Annotated in this window: 15 protein-coding genes and 1 tRNA gene; 8 read left to right on the top strand and 8 right to left on the bottom strand. The window is 57.4% G+C overall.

Annotated features, from left to right (window positions below; all coding sequences use genetic code 11):
- Positions 1-177: 177 nt before the first annotated feature.
- The 8 genes from HMPREF2879_RS00745 to dnaA all read right to left on the bottom strand — a co-directional run bounded on the left by HMPREF2879_RS00745 (position 178) and on the right by dnaA (position 11,888).
- A tRNA-Ile gene (locus HMPREF2879_RS00745) sits at positions 178-251 on the bottom strand.
- Between the two features lie 201 nt (positions 252-452).
- Positions 453-1,049 carry a DUF3566 domain-containing protein gene (locus HMPREF2879_RS00740; protein ID WP_005508012.1) on the bottom strand — a complete coding sequence of 199 codons (597 nt, stop codon included), beginning with the start codon at positions 1,047-1,049 and terminating at the stop codon, positions 453-455.
- Positions 1,049-3,679 (bottom strand): DNA gyrase subunit A, encoded by a 2,631-nt coding sequence (gene gyrA, locus HMPREF2879_RS00735; RefSeq protein WP_070634586.1) that lies wholly within the window; start codon positions 3,677-3,679, stop codon positions 1,049-1,051. The genes HMPREF2879_RS00740 and gyrA overlap by 1 nt, the downstream gene beginning before the upstream one ends.
- Positions 3,680-3,758: 79 nt before the next feature.
- Positions 3,759-5,795 (bottom strand): DNA topoisomerase (ATP-hydrolyzing) subunit B, encoded by a 2,037-nt coding sequence (gene gyrB / locus HMPREF2879_RS00730; RefSeq protein WP_070634585.1) that lies wholly within the window; start codon positions 5,793-5,795, stop codon positions 3,759-3,761.
- A 415-nt stretch (positions 5,796-6,210) separates the two neighbouring features.
- Positions 6,211-6,906 (bottom strand): DciA family protein, encoded by a 696-nt coding sequence (locus HMPREF2879_RS00725; RefSeq protein WP_070634584.1) that lies wholly within the window; start codon positions 6,904-6,906, stop codon positions 6,211-6,213.
- Positions 6,899-8,152 (bottom strand): DNA replication/repair protein RecF, encoded by a 1,254-nt coding sequence (recF, locus tag HMPREF2879_RS00720; protein WP_070634583.1) that lies wholly within the window; start codon positions 8,150-8,152, stop codon positions 6,899-6,901. The genes HMPREF2879_RS00725 and recF overlap by 8 nt, the downstream gene beginning before the upstream one ends.
- Positions 8,153-8,268: 116 nt before the next feature.
- Positions 8,269-9,393 carry a DNA polymerase III subunit beta gene (gene dnaN, locus HMPREF2879_RS00715; RefSeq protein WP_070542277.1) on the bottom strand — a complete coding sequence of 375 codons (1,125 nt, stop codon included), beginning with the start codon at positions 9,391-9,393 and terminating at the stop codon, positions 8,269-8,271.
- Positions 9,394-10,193: 800 nt separating this feature from the next.
- Positions 10,194-11,888: a chromosomal replication initiator protein DnaA gene (dnaA, locus tag HMPREF2879_RS00710; protein ID WP_070634582.1), complete on the bottom strand. Its 1,695-nt coding sequence runs from the start codon at positions 11,886-11,888 to the stop codon at positions 10,194-10,196.
- Between the two features lie 569 nt (positions 11,889-12,457).
- Between dnaA and rpmH the strand changes: the two genes are divergently transcribed.
- From rpmH to HMPREF2879_RS00670, 8 genes are all read left to right on the top strand, one after another.
- The gene (gene rpmH / locus HMPREF2879_RS00705; protein ID WP_005504094.1) at positions 12,458-12,595 is read left to right on the top strand and encodes a 50S ribosomal protein L34; all 138 of its coding nucleotides are present in this window, start codon (positions 12,458-12,460) and stop codon (positions 12,593-12,595) included.
- Positions 12,596-12,653: 58 nt separating this feature from the next.
- On the top strand, positions 12,654-13,019 hold the full coding sequence (rnpA, locus tag HMPREF2879_RS00700; protein WP_049357545.1) for a ribonuclease P protein component: 366 nt from the start codon (positions 12,654-12,656) through the stop codon (positions 13,017-13,019).
- Positions 13,016-13,489 carry a membrane protein insertion efficiency factor YidD gene (gene yidD / locus HMPREF2879_RS00695; protein WP_070593514.1) on the top strand — a complete coding sequence of 158 codons (474 nt, stop codon included), beginning with the start codon at positions 13,016-13,018 and terminating at the stop codon, positions 13,487-13,489. Before rnpA ends, yidD begins: the two co-directional genes overlap by 4 nt.
- A 51-nt stretch (positions 13,490-13,540) precedes the next feature.
- Positions 13,541-14,530 (top strand): membrane protein insertase YidC, encoded by a 990-nt coding sequence (gene yidC / locus HMPREF2879_RS00690; protein WP_012904383.1) that lies wholly within the window; start codon positions 13,541-13,543, stop codon positions 14,528-14,530.
- A 111-nt stretch (positions 14,531-14,641) separates the two neighbouring features.
- Complete coding sequence (locus HMPREF2879_RS00685; protein ID WP_049362093.1) at positions 14,642-15,208, top strand: Jag family protein; 567 nt, start codon at positions 14,642-14,644, stop codon at positions 15,206-15,208.
- Between the two features lies 1 nt (position 15,209).
- Positions 15,210-15,851 (top strand): 16S rRNA (guanine(527)-N(7))-methyltransferase RsmG, encoded by a 642-nt coding sequence (gene rsmG / locus HMPREF2879_RS00680; protein WP_080976690.1) that lies wholly within the window; start codon positions 15,210-15,212, stop codon positions 15,849-15,851.
- Between the two features lie 457 nt (positions 15,852-16,308).
- Complete coding sequence (locus HMPREF2879_RS00675) at positions 16,309-17,151, top strand: ParA family protein (protein WP_049349949.1); 843 nt, start codon at positions 16,309-16,311, stop codon at positions 17,149-17,151.
- Between the two features lie 236 nt (positions 17,152-17,387).
- Positions 17,388-18,686: a ParB/RepB/Spo0J family partition protein gene (locus tag HMPREF2879_RS00670; RefSeq protein ID WP_070634581.1), complete on the top strand. Its 1,299-nt coding sequence runs from the start codon at positions 17,388-17,390 to the stop codon at positions 18,684-18,686.
- Positions 18,687-18,768: the final 82 nt, after the last annotated feature.

Below are 18,768 nucleotides of genomic sequence, written 5' to 3'. Positions count from 1 at the left end.
AAGCAGATGCGCTACCAATTGCGCCACGCCCCCGTCTCAGCGGAAACCACTGTTTAGTTATTTTTCCAAGCCTTTACGACTTCATTGCTCTGGTACTTTTTCAGAACCATCACAGTGACACACGAAAGAACAGCAAGAATCAATAATTTCTTCATTATTGCCTTTCATAGTGTGGAGTGGGCGTACCAAGAATCGAACTTGGGACCTCTTCGTTATCAGCGAAGCGCTCTAACCGTCTGAGCTATACGCCCTCCTTCTGCGGAATTTCTTCCGTAGAACGAGATATAACTATACAGGTGTTTGCAGGTAACACCAAATTGAAAAAGCATGTTCTGCATCACATTTTAATACCGTGGGTTCCCATGCACGCAAAACAGGCGGCATGCAGAACGGGCGGCACCACCTCCATCCAGAGGGGCGCCGCCCGCACACAAAGCTCAAAAAGCTACAAACTAGGACTCATCACTCAGAGTCAAGGTCACGCCACCAACCAGCTTCGCAGCCAGGTTGTACAGAATCGCGCCAATCATACCCAGCAGAGTAAAGACCACAGTGTTGACCACAGCAAAAATAGTAGTCACCAAAGCAACCTGACCCAGCGAAATCATCTGCGAAATATCCACAGTGGTCGAACCGGTACCCAGCGAGCTAATCAGCTGGTTCACACCGGTAAACGCGCCAGAAGCCTGCAGGAACAGCCAGAGAATCACCGACGCCACGACGGTCACGATACCCAGGGCAATAGACAGCAGGAAGATCAGCTTAGCAACCGACCACGTATCAACCTTCTGAACCACCAGACGCGCGCGACGAATCTTCGAACGCGGTGCCGGACGCACCAGCTGACGGCGCGAACCGGTCGGACGCTTAGCGTTCACAGGGCGCTTACCGGCAGGACGCTTAGCGGTACCGCCAGGACGGGCCTGGCCCGAACGCGCCTGAGCCGGGCGACGCGCGCCAGCCTTAGCCGCACCCGAAGACTTAGATGCACCAGCCGACGCCGAACGCTGTGCCGACGCAGGAGAGGAGCTCGCGGGAGTGCTGCTCATTAGTTACCTCCAGTAGCGGTGAGATCGGCAGCTGCCGCTTCACCCTCGTTGTCCGTACCGGGCGCCTCAGAAGACTCCGAAGCCTCGGTGTTCTCAGTGGTTTCATCGTCGCTATCATCCAGCTGACGATCCTGGTTGCGTGCAACACCAATAATAGAATCGCCCTTACCGGGCTTTGCAAAGATAACACCCATAGTATCGCGTCCCTTCGCAGGAACCTCATTCACATTCGAACGAACGACCTTGCCGCTGGCCATAACCACCAGCACCTCGTCCTCTTCATCCACAATGAGGCCACCCACCAGGGCACCACGATCCTCAACTAGCTTAGCAACCTTAATGCCGAAGCCGTTACGGCCCTGCACACGGTACTCATCCACGCTCGTACGCTTCGCGTAACCACCCTCAGTGACCACGAAGACGAAGGAGCCCTCAGTGACCACATTCGCAGAAATCAGCTCATCGCCCTCACGGAACTTCATACCGGTCACACCGGAAGTCGAACGACCCATCGGGCGCAGCGACGCATCATCAGCGTGGAAGCGCAACGACATACCGTTACGCGACACCAGCAGAATATCGTCCTTATCCGAAACGGTGAACGCCGAAACAACCTCATCGCCCTCACGCAGGTTAATCGCAATCAGGCCGGCAGTACGGTTCGTATCGTAATCGCTCAGGCGGCTCTTCTTCACCATGCCGCCGCGAGTAGCAAGCACCAGGTACTCAGCATCTTCGTAGCTCTTCAGCTCCATCACCTGAGCAATATGCTCACCGCCCTGGAACTCCAGCAGGTTCGCAATGTGCTGACCCTTCGCGTCACGACCGGCTTCCTGCAGCTCGTAACCCTTCGCACGGTACACGCGACCCAGGTTCGTGAAGAACAGAATCCAGCTGTGCGTAGTGGTCACAAAGAAGTGCTCCACCACGTCATCACCGCGCAGCGAGGCACCCTTAATGCCCTTACCGCCACGGTGCTGGCTACGGTACTGATCACTGCGGGTGCGCTTAATGTAGCCGCCGCGAGTAATCGTAACCACGACCTCTTCCTCAGGGATGAGGTCTTCCATGGACATGTCGCCGTTGTAGCCGTACATGATCTGAGTGCGACGCTCATCGCCGTAGCGGTTCACAATCTCGCCCAGCTCCTCAGAGATAATCTCACGCTGGCGAGTCTCCGAAGCAATAATCGCGTTGTACTCAGCGATCATGCGCATCAGCTCATCGTGACGATCCTGAATCTTCTGACGCTCCAAAGCAGCCAAACGACGCAGCTGCATGTTCAGAATTGCCTGAGCCTGAGCCTCATCAATCTGCAAGAACTCCATCAGGCCGCTACGCGCCTCATCAGCGGTGGGGGAGCGGCGAATCAGGGCAATGACCTCATCCAGAGCATCCAGAGCCTTCAGCAGGCCACGCAGGATGTGCGCTTCTTCCTCCGCCTGACGCAGACGGTAACGGGTACGACGAACGATAACGTCCATCTGGTGATCCACCCAGTGACGCACAAACGCGTCCAGGGACAGGGTACGCGGCACGCCATCAACAATGGCGAGCATATTCGCGGAGAAGTTCTCCTGCAGCTGGGTGTGCTTGTACATGTTGTTCAGCACAACCTTCGGGGAAGCATCACGCTTGAGCACAATCACCAGGCGCTGACCGGTACGACCCGAAGTCTCATCGCGCAGATCCGCGATGCCGGTGACCTTACCGTCCTTGATGAGCTCAGCGATCTTAATCGCCAGGTTATCCGGGTTCGCCTGGTACGGCAGCTCGGTAACCACCAGGCAGGTGCGACCGTGGATTTCCTCCACGTTGACCACCGCGCGCATGGTGATGGAGCCGCGGCCAGTGCGGTACGCATCTTCAATACCCTTGGTGCCCAGAATCTGTGCACCGGTCGGGAAATCGGGGCCCTTAATGCGCGCCATCAGAGCGTTCAGCAGCTCATCATTGGTGGCGTGCGGGTTCTTCAGGAACCACTCCACACCCTCGGCAACCTCACGCAGGTTATGCGGCGGAATATTGGTCGCCATACCCACAGCAATACCCGAAGAACCGTTGACCAGCAGGTTCGGGATGCGCGCGGGCAGAACGGTAGGCTCCAGGGACTTGCCGTCGTAGTTGGGCTGGAAATCAACGGTGTCTTCGTTGATGTCACGCACCATCTCAAGGGCGATGGGAGCCATCTTGGTCTCGGTGTATCGAGGCGCTGCGGCACCGTCGTTACCGGGGGAGCCGAAGTTACCCTGACCCAGAGCCAGCGGGTAACGCATAATCCAGCTCTGAATCAGACGCACCAGAGTGTCGTAGATAGCGCTATCGCCGTGGGGGTGGAACTGACCCATTACGTCGCCAACCACGCGGGCACACTTATTGAAGGATCGGTCCGGGCGGTAGCCGCCGTCGTACATTGCGTAGATGACGCGACGGTGCACGGGCTTGAGGCCGTCACGCACATCCGGCAGGGCGCGGCCAATAATAACCGCCATTGCGTAGTCCAGGTAGGAACGCTGCATTTCGGTCTGCAGGTCCACCTGTTCAATGTGACCGTGGTGGTCTACATTTTCAGCGCCACCGTTGCTAACTACATCAACCTCAGTGGATTTATTCTGCTGTTCTTCGCTCATTACTTTCTCATTCCTCAATGACTCGCTCGGCTATATAGCTCATTTGGCATATTCCATACGGGGCATATGCCGTTTCGGGCTAGATATCGAGGAATCGAATGTCCTTTGCGTTCTGCTGGATAAACTCACGGCGAGCTTCAACATCCTCGCCCATCAGAACAGAGAAGATCTGGTCAGCCGCCGCTGCGTCTTCCATCTTCACCTGTAGCAGGGTGCGGCGAGCCGGATCCATGGTGGTGTCCCACAGCTCGGTGTAGTCCATCTCGCCCAGCCCCTTGTAACGCTGAATACCGTTATCCTTGGGCAGGCGCAGGTTCTTCGTAGCACCACGAGCCAGAGCCTCATCACGCTCAGCGTCCGAGTACACATAATCGTGCGGAGCGTTCGACCACTTGATGCGGTACAACGGCGGCTGAGCCAGGTACACATAACCCGCCTCAATCAGCGGACGCATAAAGCGGAAGAGCAGAGTCAGTAGCAGAGTCGTAATATGCTGGCCATCGACGTCCGCATCCGCCATCAGAACGATCTTGTGGTAGCGTGCCTTCTCAATATCGAAGTCGTCACCAATGCCGGTACCGAAAGCGGTAATCATCGCCTGAATTTCAGCGTTGGACAGGGCACGGTCCAGGCGAGCGCGCTCAACGTTCAGGATCTTACCGCGCAGCGGCAGAATAGCCTGAGTGTTCGGGTCGCGACCCTGAACAGCCGAACCACCCGCAGAGTCACCCTCCACCAGGTAAATCTCAGAGATCGACGGGTCCTTCGAGGAGCAGTCCTTAAGCTTACCGGGCATGGAGCTAGTCTCCAGCAGGCCCTTACGGCGGGTCGTCTCGCGTGCCTTACGGGCTGCAATACGTGCCTGAGCGGCGGTGATTGCGCGGCGCACGATGTCCTTCGCCACCGCGGGGTTACGACCGAACCAGTCGCCGAGGTGATCGTTCACCTCACGCTGGGTGAAGGACTTAGCCTCCGAGTTACCCAGCTTGGTCTTGGTCTGACCCTCGAACTGCGGCTCGGAAATCTTAATCGAAATCACCGCGGTCAGGCCCTCACGCACGTCTTCACCGGTGAGGTTATCGTCCTTATCGCGCAGCAGCTTGTTCTCACGCGCGTAACGGTTCACCAGCGAGGTCAGTGCGGCGCGGAAGCCCTCTTCGTGAGTACCGCCCTCGTGGGTGTTAATCGTGTTCGCGTACGAGTAGACGGACTCCTTGTAGGCGCCGGTCCACTGCATCGCCACTTCCAGGCTCATATTGCGCTCAGTGTCTTCGGCTTCGAAGGAGACAATCTCTTCGTTCACGATGGTCTTCGCGCCTGCGTTGAGGAAGTGTACGTAGTCGAACAGACCGTTGTCGTAACGGTAGGTGACGGTCATGAAACCATCAGCGTTCGCGCGCACGCGGTTGAGGATGTTTTCCTTCTTCTCGCTCTCTTCAGCAACCTCGTCACCGACGAACTTCTCACGCTCATCGGTCAGGGTGATGGTCAGGCCCTTGTTCAGGAACGCCATCTGCTGGAAACGCGCACGCAGAGTCTCAAAGTCAAACTCGACGGTCTCGAAAATCTCTGGGTCCGGGTAGAAAGTCTGGATAGTACCGGTCTTATCGGACGGTTCACCCTTGCGCAGGGGACCATCCGGCACACCACCGTTGGAGAAGGAAATATGCCATGCGTAGCCCTGGCGGTGCACCTCAGTAATCACACGGGTAGACAGCGCGTTCACCACGGAGATACCCACGCCGTGCAGACCACCGGAAACGGAGTAGCCGCCGCCGCCAAACTTACCGCCAGCGTGCAGCACGGTCATGACGACCTCAACAGTGGACTTGTGCTCGGTGGGGTGCTCATCCACGGGAATACCGCGACCGTCATCCTCTACGCGAACAGCACCATCAGCCTGGATGGTCACGTCAATTTTGGAGGCGTAGCCGGCGAGCGCTTCGTCGACCGAGTTATCTACGACCTCGTAGACCAGGTGGTGCAGACCGCGCTCAGTGGTCGAGCCAATGTACATGCCGGGGCGCTTACGAACCGCTTCCAGACCTTCCAGCACGGTAATATCGGATGCACCGTATTCATGCTGCTGTTCAGATGCATTCTGTTCAGATGCCACGAGGCAGAACTCCTTGAGTAGATGATGCAACCGGCAAAGGAAAGCTACGGGCAGCCAAGAGCGGAGCCTAGAACGCCTCACAGAGGGCACAAGAAAGTGCCTGCACAACCCGCGTTGCCGGTGGTGCCCGTAGGTGGGCACACTTTACGCATTTTCTCTTTTATTTTACCGAGCAAGAGAGCATAAAACCATCTACGGGCGTCATTTATTGAGCTTTTTGAGAGCTATCACCCGCTCAAAAGCCCGCAAAGGCGGTTTAGAGTGCTTCAACCCCCTCTTGAGGTAGGGGGTACAGTTCACAGCCTCGTGGGGGTTGCCGGCGCTTCTATAGCTTTCATACCGTGCAGAAAAAGGCTTATTTTGACCTAACACCGTTCAATCAGAAGGTGAACGAGCACCAGAGGCACTCAGAAGGCTACCCATAGGTGTCGCGCACACCGCGCATGCCGGTGGCACGCCGATAGCCTCGCTGATTCCAGCGTCCGTTGTTCGGACCCAGCACGCGAACCTGAGCCACGACACCATCACCCAGTTCGCGGCGGAAAAGTTCGATGAGGTGCCCGTGCATCAGGCGCAACTGAGTCGTCCAGGCGGTAGAGTCGCACTGGACTTCAACAATGGAGTTTTCGAAGCTGATGGGGCGGGTGTGCGCCGCAATTTCAGGGCCCACGAGCTCAGTCCAGCGAGCCAGCACGCTAGAGACCGCCACGGGCTCTTTCCAGCCGCGAGAACGAATCAGGGCACTGACGATGCCGCCGAGGGGCTTGGGGTCGCGAGAGCTCTCTCCGGGGCCGCTATAGCCGCCCATGACGCGGGGGTCCCACCCCTGCGCTCGCCGCGATTTCTTCTTCGAGGCGGTTCCAGACATGACCGCACCAAAATCGCGCATGATTTTATTCGCTGAGAAGGCATTCAGGGGCGCCTCGCCGCGTTCTTGAGCCGCCACTCGCATACGGGTTAGCAGGGCGGAGGGGGCGTCCACCTCGTCACGGTAGAACTCACCCACGCCGTCAACCTCGTGCGGGTTTTGAGGCTCCGCAAACTGCGGTTCCGCGAATTCTTCGAATGTTTCACGTGAAACATGGTTTTGAGGGTAGACAGGGTTACTCATTGCCGCCACCCTCCGCGAGCGCAGAAACGGTCGAGTTCGACTGCCCCACAGAGTCAGTGACAGAGTCGGTGGCAGGACCAGCGGCAGGCTGCACATACTCGGCGTGCCCCGCCGTCACCGACACCAGGCGGTAGTCGCCCAGCTCCTCCGGAATATCGCTGAGCACCGCACAGGTAATCAGTACCTGCTCCGCGTCGGCAACCATCGCACCCAGGCGGTGGCGGCGCGCAGAATCAAGCTCCGCAAACACATCATCAAGAATCAGAATCGGCGAAGAACCCGCCGAGGAATCATCCTCAACATGCACAAACCAGGACGCCAGTTTCAGCGCCAGCGCAAAAGACCAGCTCTCGCCGTGCGAGGCAAAATGCTTCACCGGCATACCACCGAGCAGCAGGGTAATATCCTCACGATGCGGACCCACCAGGGTCACGCCGCGCTCAATCTCATCGCGCCGACGCTCCGCAAAACCGCGCATCAAAGCCTCCTTGAGGTCCTCAATGCGCATCAGCGCCGCATGCTCGATAGAGCGTTCACCCATGCTCGAAAAAACAGTCGACTCATAGTTGAAACCGACCTCTTTAGAGCCGTCCGTCAGCCCCGCGTAGGCGCGGCGAAGCTGCGGCAAAAAGCGCTGCAACAGACGGAAACGCGCAGAAAGCAGCTGAGCGCCCAGGGTCGACAGTTGCTCATCCCAGACCGACAGGGTACTCAAAGCGTTCTCGTCCCGCGCCTTACGCTGCATGGATTTCAACAACGAATTACGTTGCCGCAAAATCCGCTCATACTCGCTACGGTACCCGGAGACCACCGGACGCAAAGAGCTGGCCAAATCATCCACAAAACGACGACGACCGGCGGGATCCCCCTTCACCAGTTGCAGATCCTCCGGGGAAAACAGCACCGTGCGGGCAATGCCCAGCGCCTCCTTGGCGCGCACTGGCGCGGCACGATTAATGCGCACCCGGTTACTCTGCCCCGGAGCAATCTCAAACTCGGTCACCGTCTGCTGCGAACCGCGCACCGTACGGGTGCGAATATAGGCGCGTGAAGCACCCGCCCGAACCAGCGGCCCGTCATGGCTCACTCGGTGCGAAGAGAGCGACGCCGCATAGTCAATCGCCTCAACAATATTGGTTTTACCCACACCATTCGACCCCAGAAACACCGTAACTCCCGCCGAAAGAGGCAGGCTCAGCAGAGCGTACGTGCGGTAATCCAACAACGAAATATGGTCGATATACACCGGAAGCTCCTTTCGTGCAGTTCGGTTGGGGATGGGTACGGGAGGGCAGAAAGCACAGCCCCGCGGGCTTCCTTGGGCAGAACCTTGGGAGGCGCGCGGGGCGGCAAACACTGAAACTAGTTCGACGGCAGGCGAACCGGCATCAGCAGGTAACGGTAGTTGCGGTCATCCTCAGCCAGAGGCTCGTCCTGACCGGAAATCACGGCGGGCTTCGGCGCATCGGTAAAGGAGAAACGAACGAACTCAGTACCGAAAACCTTCAAACCATCCGAGAGGTAGGCGGGGTTGTACGCAACGGTGATGTCATCACCGGACAGGTGCGCCTGCAGAGTCTCGGAAGCCTGAGCCTCATCACCGCGGCCGGCATCAATAGCAACCGAACCCTGAGTGAACTTCAGACGCAGGGGAGTGTTACGCTCCGCCACTAGGGAGATACGGCGAGCAGCCTCGGCCAGGTCGGAGGTGCGAACCACCGCGTGAATCGGGGTCTGCTCGGGGAACAGGGCACGGATGTTGGGGTAGTCGCCGTCCATCAGGACGCTGGTGGTGCGGCGGGTACCCGCTGCGAAGCCGATTAGCTCGCCGGCGGCGGGCAGGGCGATAGACAGTTCGCCGGAACCGGAGAGGGTGCTACCGACCTCGGAGACGGTCTTAGCCTTCAGCAGCACAGCCGCCTGAACATCGGGGTTACGCGGGTTCCATTTAATCTCGCGCATTGCCAGGCGGTAGCGGTCGGTGGCGAGCAGGGTCATGGTGTCGCCATTGATTTCAACGCGGATACCGGTCAGCAGCGGCAGGGTCTCATCCTTGGACACCGCAATCTGAACCTGCTTGACGGCTTCAGCGAATTCGGCGCCGTCCACGGTACCGGAAATTTCGGGAAGCTCGGGAAGCTCGGGGTAGTCCACGACCGGCATGCCAGCCAGCTGGAAGTTAGCGGAACGGCAGTGAAGACGAATCACGGACTCATCTGCTGTGAACTCGACGGGCGCATTCGGCAGGGAGCGGCAAATTTCTGCCAGGATCTTGCCGGGAACCAGGCAAACGCCTTCTGCTTCAACATCGGCTGCAATGACCTGACGGGCGCTGGTCTCGTGATCGAAGCTTGCGATGCTGACCTCACCTGCGGAGGCGGTAATCAGCAGACCGTTGAGTACGGGGGAGGTGGGACGCAGCGGAAGTGAGCGTGCCGTCCAGCCGACTGCTTCGGCAAGGACATCGCGTTCAACGGTGAATTTCATCGAGAAGGCGCCTTTCACGGAATTGGAGAGTCATTTTGGGGCGCACGTAAAGCTTATGGGCGAAAGAGCCGGAAATATCGCGTGCTCTGATGCGCAGTGAATCTTCCGCGCGCGCGTCTATCCATCCTACCGGATTTTGTAATTACACAGAGACTCGAAAGTCGATCCTGCAGCGAAAAATCGGGTGAGATGAGGCATGCAGAGCCGCTGTATTTTTGTAATTACAAAGATAGTCGGAAGGCGTATCAAACCTAGTCGAAAACAGGTTCGAATTAGGTGATGGTTCGGTGTTGGTTTCTTCTTCAAACCCAACCTTCAAATCCAACCCCAGAGATAGAGTGCAGCTATCGATCCAAATCCGCGAAAATCTACGTTTTCAGTAGGGGTGCACAGAAAAACCTGAAACAGCCCGGTTGGTCGAGCAGAACTACTTGTTATGGGGAGGATTTTTTCTTTAAGTACAGTAGTATTGTTAACGCTTGTGGAAACGGTGGAAAACCCCTTCCTCGCCTGCAATGACGCGGAAGTAGCCTGTGGACATTAAGTGGAAGAAACCACTCAACGCTGAGGATGCATTGTGTATGGATATTTATACATTTCCTCGATTCCACACCTTTTGAATATTCATGCACTTAACGTCCACACGAACGCATGAGTTAAAGCACAGCTTATCCACACCCCAAAAATCTAGCTTTCAGAGTCGCTAAAATCTTGGATCCAGCGTGAAGCCCCCGCCCCAAAGCCTATAAAACACCTAGTCGAGGCATAAAATAAGCTACGGGACAGGAATAAAAGCGCATCTAGCCAGCGGCGCGCTGCTCCTGGCGGATCAAATTCGTCAGCTCAGTAACCTGATTGAAAATCGTCTGACGCTCCGCCATCTGCGCGCTCACCTTACGCACCGCGTGCATCACCGTCGTATGGTCGCGGCCGCCCAAGTCGTTACCAATACGCGGCAGGGACATCTCGGTCAGCTCACGCAGAAGATACATCGCCACCTGACGCGCATTCGTGAGCGTACGGGTGCGAGACTTCGACTGCATATCCTCAATGGACACATCAAAATACTTCGCCACCGTCGCCAAAACCAGCGCCGACGTAATCTCCGCACCACCGGTATCAGAGAGCAAATCCTTCAGATAGGTCTCCGCCTCAGCCAGGGTAATAGGCTCCGGCGGCTTCTTCATCGAGGCGGCAGCGCTCGCACGAATCAGAGCGCCCTCCAACTCGCGAATATTGGCCGTGACATGGGAAGCAATGTACTCCATGACGTCATCGCGCACCGGCAAAATCTCGTTCTGAGCCTTCTTCCGCAGAATCGCGATACGAGTCTCCAGCTCCGGAGGCTGCACATCCACGTTCAGGCCCGAACCGAAACGCGAACGCATACGCTCAGCGAAACCGGTCAGCTGCTTCGGCGGCAAATCAGAGGTAATCACGATCTGCTTCTGGTGGTTGTACAGGGCGTTAAACGTATGGAAGAACTCCTCCATCGTCGCCTCTTTACCCGCCAAAAACTGGATATCGTCAATCAGAAGAACGTCAACATTGCGGTAAATCTGCTTGAACGACGAACCCTCATCATCACGGATCGAGTTAATGAAGTCATTCGTGAACTCCTCAGAATTCACGTAGCGCACCCGCAAATTCGGGTACAGATACTTGGTGTAGTGGCCAATCGCGTGCAGCAGGTGGGTCTTACCCAGACCCGAACCGCCGTAGATGAACAGCGGGTTGTAGACAATGCCGGGCTGCTCCGCCACCGCGAAAGCGCTCGCGTGTGCAAAGCGGTTGGACTGACCAATCACGAAGGTGTCGAAGGTGTAGTTCGGGTTCAGTCGGGCAGAGCTATCCCAAGTCGGCGCGTTTTCCGGGTCTTCATGCGGATGCACCTGCTGGGCCTCCGGTACCGCCGGGGCGTCCGGAACGAAAGTGGGTGCCGGGTACTCGCGAGGCGCACCCGCGACAGAAGCCGCCGGCTGCTGTGCGGAGGGGAATCCGGTACGCTCCGCCTCCAAAGCCTGCAGGGAGGGGCGGGTGACCTGCTCATCGGCGGGCACTTCGTAATGGTCAGGGCCCGGATGCGGCTCGGTGTAGTACTCAAAAGCGCGCGAACCGGCGGGCGCCTCAGGATGTGCAGAAGCCGCCGGAACGACAGCAGGTGCGTGCGACTGCTCAGCAGGCACCTCACGCTTACCATGGAAAACGTCCTGATTTGCAGGTTCAACCGGAATCATCGACTCATTCACATCGAAAAGCGCGGTGGTCGACGGGCCAAATGCCTCGTGCAGAGCCGCACGGAACGAAGCGCTAATCTGCTCCTCAAAGACCGCACGGGTGAGCTTATTCGGCACCTCAATGATGAGGCGAGAAGAACCCATCAATCCCTGAGGCTGCGCAAGATTCACGAAACCGCGCTGACGTGCCGTTACCGCCGGATCGGCGGCAAGAATGGAGAGCAGATGCGCCCAGCGCGCCTGAAGGGAGTCGGTCATGGAATTCTTTACTTTCACTCGATGTGAAGCGGTGGTGCAGTAAAGAAATCATGCCGGAAACCACCGCGAGGTCATTAAGATTCTACCCGCTTAATACACAGGGGGAGAAAGTTATCCACAAGAGTTTTCCACACGGTGGAAAACTTGTAATTACAGGGGTGGATAAGCGGTGGATTTAAGTGTATAACAGGCCTTCTTCCCTGATATTTAGCGGAAAACTCCAAAAGCTCAAGGATGTGGATAACTCACCGATAGTAGGGGGTTTGGGTGGGATATGCACCGTAGTGGATACCGTACTGCTGTAAATATCCCCAGGCTTACACTCCAAGAGCACGTAGTGTCTCCACAGCCTGTATACCCGCCGCAATCACCGCCTCCACACCACAAACGAGCCCGGAATCACGCGGAAAAAAGCGTCAAGAACTTGATTTACGCCCTCCACTCTTCTAAAGTTGTGCTGTTGTGTGTGCACCGCCTACTGCGAATAGTCGCGGTACCTCCGTGCACCAAGAAGCGTACGGTTCCGATACCCGCGAGGGCACGAACCGCAAAAATCAAGGAGACAAAGTATGAGCAAGCGTACTTTCCAGCCGAACAACCGCCGTCGCGCTAAGAAGCACGGCTTCCGTCTGCGTATGCGTACCCGTGCAGGCCGCGCGATTCTGTCGAGCCGCCGCGGTAAGGGCCGCGCAAAGCTCTCGGCCTAATCACGGCATATAGTTCGCCACATGAGCCGAATCTCCCACACTACGTAAAGGGGAACACGTGCTGCCTCAACGGCACCGTATGCGCACCAGCGCTGAATTCTCCCACGCCTTCCGTTCCGGCATCCGTACAGGACGTCGGAACATCGTTGTATCTACGGCGAAAAATCCTGGAAAAACAACCCAGGTAGGTTTCATTGTGTCGAAGGCGGTGGGCAACGCAGTCACACGCAATCTGGTCAAGCGCCGGTTGCGTGAACTTGCCGCGCTCACCTGCGCCGCGCATCCGGAAGGCTACGCCATTGCTGTGCGAGCGCTTCCCGCCTCCGCGAGCGCCAGCTGGGATCAGTTGCGCCGCGACTACGAATCGGCACTCGAGACCGCGTTCGCTAAGTTCGACCTGCCTCAGAGCAAGGAGAAGCCGTGAGTCGTTCCCAGCGTGACCGCTGTGAAGAACGCTTCCACGCGCATCACAGCGGCACCTATAGCGCATCTGCCGAGACTCTGGGCCCCGACGAGCTGCTGGCACTAGCACCTAACGAATTCGTAAGGCCTGAAACTTTCCTGCAGGCTCTCTACGTTTTACCGCAGAACCTGCTGATCGTGTGCATGAAGGCCTACCGCAAGGTCGTCTCCCCCCTCTACGGGGATGTGTGCCGCTACTACCCGACCTGCTCAGCCTACGCTCTGGAGGCGCTAACCACCCACGGTGCGATGGGCGGGCTTTCCCTGACGGTGCGCCGTATTCTGCGGTGTGTTCCCTGGGCGACCGGAGGTATCGACCCAGTCCCGGAGGGGAAGCGTACTTTCGCTCCCGGAGCAGAACCGAAAATTATTCTGCTCAACCACCCCCATCTTTACACCCCTCACACCGGTGGTGACGCCCGCCCTGAGTAGGCGGCGCCTCCCACACAATGACTTAGCCGAGTCCTTAAGGAGTATTCCCGCGTGAATATTTTTGATTTGATTCTTTGGCCGTTTAAATGGATCGTCTCCGTGGTCCTGTGGCTGTTCCACACTCTTTTCACTTCGCTGGGTATGGACCCGGCGTCCGGCCTGACTTGGGTTCTGTGCATTATCTTCCTGACCCTGGTGATGCGTACCCTGACCATCCCGCTGTTCGTCAAGCAGATTAAGGCGATGCGCGGTATGACCGCAATGCAGGGCGATATGGCGAAGCTGCAGGAGAAGTACAAGGGTAAGAAGGACCAGCTCTCCCGCCAGGCCATGGCCCAGGAACAGATGGAAATGTACCGTAAGCACGGTACGAACCCCTTCGCCTCCTGCCTGCCGATTCTGGCTCAGATGCCGATCTTCTTCGGTCTGTACCAGGTGCTGATGAGCGTGCCCACCGCAGCGCAGAATAACCAGGGCGTGCTCATGCTGCCGGCTGAGCTAGTGCATCAGTTCAACGACTCCCAGATTTTCGGTGCTCAGCTCTTCGCGACCATGATGCACCCGGGGGCTGGCGACGCCACCGCGACCGTTGTTCAGGCGGTCATCATGATTGTTCTGATGAGCGCCACCCAGTTCTACATCCAGAAGCAGCTGAGCGTGAAGAACATGTCGGAGGCTGCTCTGAACTCCCCGATGTTCCGTCAGCAGCAGATGATTATGTACATCTTCCCGATCATCTTCGCTGTTTCCGGTATCAACTTCCCCCTTGGTGTGCTGTACTACTGGACCGTCTCGAACCTCTGGTCGCTGGGTCAGCAGTGGTGGGTTATCCGCAACAACCCGACCCCCGGTTCCCAGGCCGAGCGTGAGCTGAACGCCCGCCGTGCGGCGAAGGGCCTGCCCCCGGTGGGTAAGACCCGCGAGCAGCACGAGAAGGACCTGCAGGAGGCGCGTGAGCGTGCCGCAGCCGGTCAGCGCCAGCAGCCGGTGAGTAAGAAGCGCCAGAAGCAGCAGCGCAATAAGCAGAACGGAAAGAAGTAGTTTTCTTCCGTGATTCGGGCCGGGTTCTCGCCACGTGTGGCGCGGGCCCGGCGCCGTGTATGAGATACTTTTTACCCCTAGGACACCCCTCCGAACACCCCGAGGATTATTGTGACTGAAGCTATGGAATATGAGGACGAGCAGCTCGTTGAGGAGCAGCTGGTAGAGGAGCCCTTTGAGGGCGAAGAAGACGATTTTGAGGACATCGACGAGGAAGGCGATATCGCCGCTGACTACCTCGAAGAACTCCTCGATATTGTCGATATGGACGGCGACATTGATATTGAGGTGCGCAATAACCGCATCTACCTGTCGGTCGTTAATGACGATGACGACAATGAGGAACTGCGCCACCTGGTTGGCCGCCACGGTGAGGTTCTGGAGGCTCTGCAGGAGCTGGTGCGCCTCTCCGTCCTGGCTGGTAATGGTACCCGTTCCCGCCTGATTCTGGATGTTGCCGGCTACCGTGCTGAGCGTCGTGAGCAGCTGGAGAAGATTGCCGCTGATGCGATTGAGAAGGTGCGCACTACCGGTCGCGATGAGCACATGAAGCCGCTGAGCCCGTACGAGCGTAAGGTCGTGCACGATGTGGTGGCTGCTGCTGGCTTGTACAGCGAGTCTGAGGGCGAGGGCCCCCGCCGTCACGTGGTGATTTCTCTTCCCGAGGTAGGAGCCTAGTATGGAGACTTTGATGGTTACTCTCAACGAGAGTGAGCGCGCCGCAGCGGAGGCTGTGTTCGGTGAGCGTCTGCCTTTAGCGGAGCGCTACGTGCAGCACCTGGCGACGACCGGTATTGAGCGCGGTCTGATTGGCCCGCGTGAGGTGCCGCGCCTGTGGGCTCGCCACGTGCTGAACTGCGCCGTGGTGCAGGAATACATCGCGCCGAATGCGTCGGTTGCCGATGTCGGTTCGGGTGCCGGTCTGCCCGGCCTGTGCCTGGCGATTGCCCGCCCGGATTTGAAGCTGACTCTGATTGAGCCTCTGGAACGCCGTGTCATCTGGCTGAATGAGGTTGTCGAGGATCTGGGCCTGGAGAACGTGACCGTGCTGCGCTCGCGTGCTGAGCAGGCTGTGGGCGCTGTGGAGGCCGATGTGGTGACTGCGCGTGCTGTGTCCGCTCTGGTGGGCCTGCTGGACATTACTCTGCCGATTCTGCGCGGCACCGGTGAGCTGCTGGCTCTGAAGGGTCGTAGCGCCGCGGAGGAGATTACTAAAGCGAAGAAGAAGCTGAACCGTTACGGTGCGCGTGAGACCGAGATTCTCACCGCCGGCGGCGATCTGCTGGAAGAGCCGACGACGGTGGTTCGAGTTCGCCTCTAAAGGTTTCGTCCTGAATGGGCGGTACCGCAATGAGCTAGTGAATAGGCTGGCTTACGCGGTACCGCCCATTTTTTGTGTGCAGGTTTGCCGGGGTGCGTTGAGTGTTCGCATCCGCAGAGTACATAGAATGACCTCTCGCGTGGAGTATTGACCTGATGCCGGGTACCCTTAAGAGAGGGTGAAACCTTAGACTCTTCTACATCAAAGCCTGCTGGTTCACTAGGGGGTCCCGAGTCCTTCACGAACCACTCAGGCACCACCAATGTTTCACGTGAAACACTGCAGGCTTCATCACCTCACGGAGTATGTTTCACGTGAAACATGCTGAGATGAGCGAACGGTGGGGGAGTGGAGGGTAAATCCTCCTCGCGTACACATGCCGCAGAGTATTGCCACACGCGAGGCATCAAAAGAAGCATCACCGTAGACACACCACCCGGAATATGGAAGGCACCCGATGACTCCTCAAGCTCAGAAATCTGTTGCAGATTTGCTCCCCAAGCCTGTGCATACGCGTGTCTTCACCGTGTCGAACCAGAAGGGTGGCGTGGGTAAAACCAGCACCGCCGTGAACCTCGCAGCCGCGCTCGCGGAGGCTGGACTGAACGTCCTGGTGATCGATAATGACCCGCAGGGTAACGCCTCGACTGCACTGGGCATTGAGCACGGCGTGGATGTTCCCAGTGTCTACAACGTCCTGATTGAGGATAAGCCGCTTTCTGAAATTGTTCAGGAATGCCCCGATATGCCCGGTCTGTTCTGTGCCCCCGCCAATATCGACCTTGCGGGCGCGGAGATTGAACTGGTCTCCCTGGTGGCACGCGAGACTCGCCTCAAGAATGCCCTGATGGACTACACTGAGTGGCGAGAGAAGCAGGGAATGGAGCGGCTGGACTATGTCTTCATCGACTGCCCGCCGAGCCTCGGCCTACTGACCGTCAATGCCTTCGTTGCGGCAGAAGAGATTCTGATTCCGATCCAGTGCGAGTACTACGCTCTGGAAGGCCTGAGCCAGCTGCTGAAGAATATTCAGATGATTCAGAAGCACCTGAACTCCAAGCTGCGCATCAGCACGATCCTGCTGACCATGTACGATGCTCGTACCAACCTGGCATTCCAGGTGGCAGAGGAGGTGCGCGAGCACTTCCCGGAGGAGACTCTGAGCGTGAAGATTCCTCGCTCGGTTCGCATCTCTGAGGCTCCCAGCTATCAGCAGACCGTCATCACCTACGATTCTTCGTCGACTGGCGCTCGCGCTTACCGCGAGGCGGCACAGGAGCTCTCGCGCCGATCCGCATAATCTAAATCTTTTGAAATGAGCCCTTTTGGATTGTCTGTTGATGATTCAAAAGGGCTCATTGTGTGCGGTATTTTCTGGATGAAACCCGAGAAAACAGCCATAGTAAATTAATTATTGGGAATAATGTTGATTATGTGCCGTGCATTTTTTACTCCTGCTTTCGAGTGCTTATTTCGTTTACACTAGATGAAGAAGAAAAAATGAGCGGGCTCGTCCGGGAGTCCTAAGGAGTAACGATGGCTGAAAAGCGACGCGGCTTGGGTCGTGGCCTGGGGGCGCTGATCCCTCAGAGTACGAAGAATTCTGGTAATGCTGAGGCGAAGGCGTCCGAAAAGACTGCGGCAGCAAAGACTGCACCCAAGAAGGTGTCTACTCCGATTGAAGAGTCGATGACTGACGGTCTCTTTGAAATGGCTCACGAGGCCAAGCCGGAGAAGCAGCGTAAGAGCACTAAAGCTGAGTCTGTAGAAGCTAAGCCTGCTGAAGCTGCACCCGCTCAGGAAAAGCCTGTTGAAGCTCAGAAGGTAGAGGAGAAGGTCGAATCTCCCGCCTCCTCGCAGGATGTTTCACGTGAAACATCGAAGAAGAAGCCTCGCGTGGATATGGGTGCGGCACTGCGCAACACCACCCTGACTCGCCGCCCGGTGGACTTCTTCTTTGGTGAAGATGTCTCCACCCCGCAGTCCGCTTCTGAGGAACAGAGCGGCCTGGTTCCGGTTCCCGGTGCACAGTTTGCTGAGCTGAACGTTCGCGATATCCACCCGAACCGCAAGCAGCCCCGCACCGACTTTGATGAGCAGGACATGGAAGAGCTCATCCACTCGGTACGTGAGATTGGCGTTCTGCAACCGATCGTCGTGCGTCCCTCGCGCGAAAACGGCACCGAAAAGTATGAGCTGGTCATGGGTGAGCGCCGCTGGCGTGCAACCCAGGCGGCTGGACTGACCACCATCCCGGCGATTGTTCGTGAGACTGAAGACGGCGACCTGCTCCGTGACGCCCTGCTGGAGAACCTGCACCGCAGCCAGCTGAACCCCATTGAAGAGGCGGCGGCATACCAGCAGCTCATGGAGGAGTTCGACACTACTCAGGAGCAGTTGGCTAAGCGTATTGGTCGTTCTCGCCCCCAGATTTCGAATACGATTCGTCTGCTGAAGCTGCCGGCTCTGGTGCAGCGTCGCGTTGCGGCGGGTATTCTCTCCGCGGGTCACGCGCGCGCCCTGCTGGCTCTGACGGACCAGGCTCAGATTGAGACTCTTGCACAGAAGATTGTGAATGAGGGACTGTCGGTTCGCGCAACTGAGGAGCTGGTGAACCATGCATCCGGCGCTGCGGAGGTGAAGGAGCGCAAGGCTCCTCAGCCTCAGAAGCACCGTGAGCGCCTGGATTATATTGCGGAGGCTTTTGCTGACAAGCTCGATACTTCGGTGAAGATTTCGCTGGGTGCTCGCAAGGGTAAGATGACCATCGAATTTGCGAATGTTGAGGATCTGAACCGCATTATCCGCGTTTTGGACTCTGATTTCTTGGGCTAAATTTTCGCGTAAAACAATATTTAGCAACTGAAATCAGTTGTATATATAAAAAACTCTCGGTGATGTTTCACGTGAAACATCA

Source organism: Rothia sp. HMSC069C04 (assembly GCF_001812895.1).
Classification (GTDB): domain Bacteria; phylum Actinomycetota; class Actinomycetes; order Actinomycetales; family Micrococcaceae; genus Rothia.
The sequence above is the reverse complement of the archived record's forward strand: the minus strand, read 5'-3'. Positions and strand labels throughout refer to the sequence as shown.

Bases quoted from the DNA above. Each gene is read 5' to 3' on its own strand.
- HMPREF2879_RS00740 (WP_005508012.1), bottom strand. From the start codon at position 1,049: ATGAGCAGCACTCCCGCGAGCTCCTCTCCTGCGTCGGCACAGCGTTCG.
- gyrA (WP_070634586.1), bottom strand. From the start codon at position 3,679: ATGAGCGAAGAACAGCAGAATAAATCCACTGAGGTTGATGTAGTTAGC.
- HMPREF2879_RS00725 (WP_070634584.1), bottom strand. From the start codon at position 6,906: ATGAGTAACCCTGTCTACCCTCAAAACCATGTTTCACGTGAAACATTC.
- dnaN (WP_070542277.1), bottom strand. From the start codon at position 9,393: ATGAAATTCACCGTTGAACGCGATGTCCTTGCCGAAGCAGTCGGCTGG.
- dnaA (WP_070634582.1), bottom strand. From the start codon at position 11,888: ATGACCGACTCCCTTCAGGCGCGCTGGGCGCATCTGCTCTCCATTCTT.
- rpmH (WP_005504094.1), top strand. From the start codon at position 12,458: ATGAGCAAGCGTACTTTCCAGCCGAACAACCGCCGTCGCGCTAAGAAG.
- rsmG (WP_080976690.1), top strand. From the start codon at position 15,210: ATGGAGACTTTGATGGTTACTCTCAACGAGAGTGAGCGCGCCGCAGCG.
- HMPREF2879_RS00675 (WP_049349949.1), top strand. From the start codon at position 16,309: ATGACTCCTCAAGCTCAGAAATCTGTTGCAGATTTGCTCCCCAAGCCT.
- HMPREF2879_RS00670 (WP_070634581.1), top strand. From the start codon at position 17,388: ATGGCTGAAAAGCGACGCGGCTTGGGTCGTGGCCTGGGGGCGCTGATC.